The sequence below is a fragment of the Silanimonas sp. genome (genome assembly GCF_027531545.1).
Classification (GTDB): domain Bacteria; phylum Pseudomonadota; class Gammaproteobacteria; order Xanthomonadales; family Xanthomonadaceae; genus Silanimonas.
Genome location: NZ_JAPZSC010000073.1, coordinates 1 through 2,037, shown reverse-complemented (window position 1 = coordinate 2,037; position 2,037 = coordinate 1). Strand labels below are relative to the sequence as shown.

1 protein-coding gene is annotated in these 2,037 nt (G+C 69.6%); it reads right to left on the bottom strand.

The annotated features are described in order from the left end of the window. A partial coding sequence (locus tag O9280_RS17480; RefSeq protein ID WP_298345907.1) for a GGDEF domain-containing protein occupies positions 1-1,871 on the bottom strand: 1,871 nt, incomplete at its 3' end. Between the last annotated feature and the right edge of the window lie 166 nt (positions 1,872-2,037).

Sequence of the window (2,037 nt, the reverse complement as noted above, 5' to 3'; positions counted from 1 at the left end):
CGGTCCCGGCCTGATTCCTTCGCCCGGTACAGGGCCTTGTCCGCACGATCGAGCAGGCTGGCGAAGTCGGCGTCCTGGCGGTCGAGCGCGGCCACGCCGAGGCTGATGGTGACGCGCAGCCCGGGCACGAGGTCGTCGAGGGCGAGGGCCGCGACGCCGCCACGGATCCGTTCGGCCACCTGCACCGCCGTCTCCAGCGAGGTCCCCGGGAGCAGGCCGGTGAACTCCTCGCCACCGATGCGGCCGATCAGGTCGTGCTGCCGAAGCGTGCGTTGGCATTCCTGCGCGATGCGGGCCAGCACCGCGTCGCCGGTCGCGTGCCCGTACGCGTCGTTGACCGCCTTGAAGTGGTCGATGTCGATGGCGAGCAGCGCCAGCGGGGTGCCGGCCGTCCGCGCCTCGCGCACGGCGATGCGGCCTTGGAACTCCATGCGACGACGGTTCGCCAGCCCGGTCAGCGGGTCGGTCATCGCCATCGCCTGCAAGCGCTTCGCCCTCGCGATCTGCCGAAGGACGAGGATCGCGAGGAGGGCGGCCAGCAGGAGGCCCAGGCCCAGCGCCATCCTCTGCCAGCGCCGTACCTGGTCGAGAGCCTGGATCTCCTGCTCGCGCAATCGCTCCCTCGCGCGGAGTTGGGCATTCTCGATTTCGCGTCGCTCGGCCTCGAACTGTTCGCGGATCAGGTCAGTGCGCTGATCGGCCCTCCGGTCATTGTCCCGGTCTTTCACAGCGATGAAGGCGCGCAGGTCCGCGATCACCGCCTCGTAGCGGCGAATCCGTTCCAGGACGGCGGCGCGTACGGGCAGCGCCAGCGCGAGGTAGCGCGCGTTGTCTTCCTTGGTCCATGCCGCGACGGCCTCGTCCAGCATCGCCAGCGCGTCCGCGTCACGGCCTTGGCGGGCCAGCGCCTGTCCCCGGATGAAGTTCGCCATGACGATGTCCCCAGGCTCGCCGGCTGCTTGGAAGTCGGCCATCGAACGCTCGACCAGAGCCAGCGCCTTTCCCGGGTCGCCGTCCTTCGCCTCGACGCTCGCCAAGGCGAGTCGGGCGTAACCGCAGTAGGTCGGGCTGTCATTCGCCGTGCAGACGTCGATGGCCTTGCCCAGCACAGCCCTCGCGTCATCGGAGCGCAGCGTCTCTTCGTAGAGGTAGCCGAGCTGGAGCAGACTGATGAGCCTGTACCACCAGCGTGACTGGATCTCGGGGTCATCGAGGCTTCGCTCGAGGTACTCGCCGGCCCGCGCGTACTCGCCCATGCGCCGGTAGGCGATGCCTACGTTCTGCAGGTTGGCCGCGATCAGGAACGGTTCGCCCGATTCTTCAAGCACGCGCTGCGCCGCCAGCGCATCGATCAGGGACTCGGTGAAGTCGCCCGACACCGAATGGGCACCGGACCGCCAAGAAAGCACCTGCCCGAGCAGGATCGGGTCGGCGCTGCGCTGCGCCGCCTCCACCGCTGCGTCGTAGGCGACCTTGATGATGGCGGCGTCGGTGGTGGGTGCAAGGAAGGCTGCACGGCAGGTGTGGACCAACGCCAGACTGGTGGGGTCGGGCGAAGGTCGCGCCTGTTCGGCGACCAGAAGTGTGTCGGCCCAGGCGAGGGCGGCCGTGCGATCGTTCTGGGCCGCACTGCAGGCCATCGCAACGAAACGGCGCTCCCGCAGCAGGTCGTTGGCAGGCAGCGTGGCCCGCAACGCAGCGACCGCAGCGGCCCCCTCCGCTGGCGTGGTGCCCATGCCTTCGCGCAGCGCTGTCGCAAAAGCGGCATCGAAGGCGGCGGGATCCGCGACCGGGGGTGCCGGGGACGCCCAGACCACCGACGTCACCAGGAGGAGGCAGAGGGCCGATCCATGACGGAACGATCGCAGCATCGGGCATCCGGCGGGCGGGATGTGCGGAGCATGAACACTTCCCTCCCGAAATCAAGGCGACAGCACGCATGGCCGATCCGACGGCGCGCAGGAACCGGCCCGCTGCCCCGGAGTCTCGTCGCACGGGTCGTGCCCGTCGTTCCTCGTCTGCCCACCCCCTTCCGCG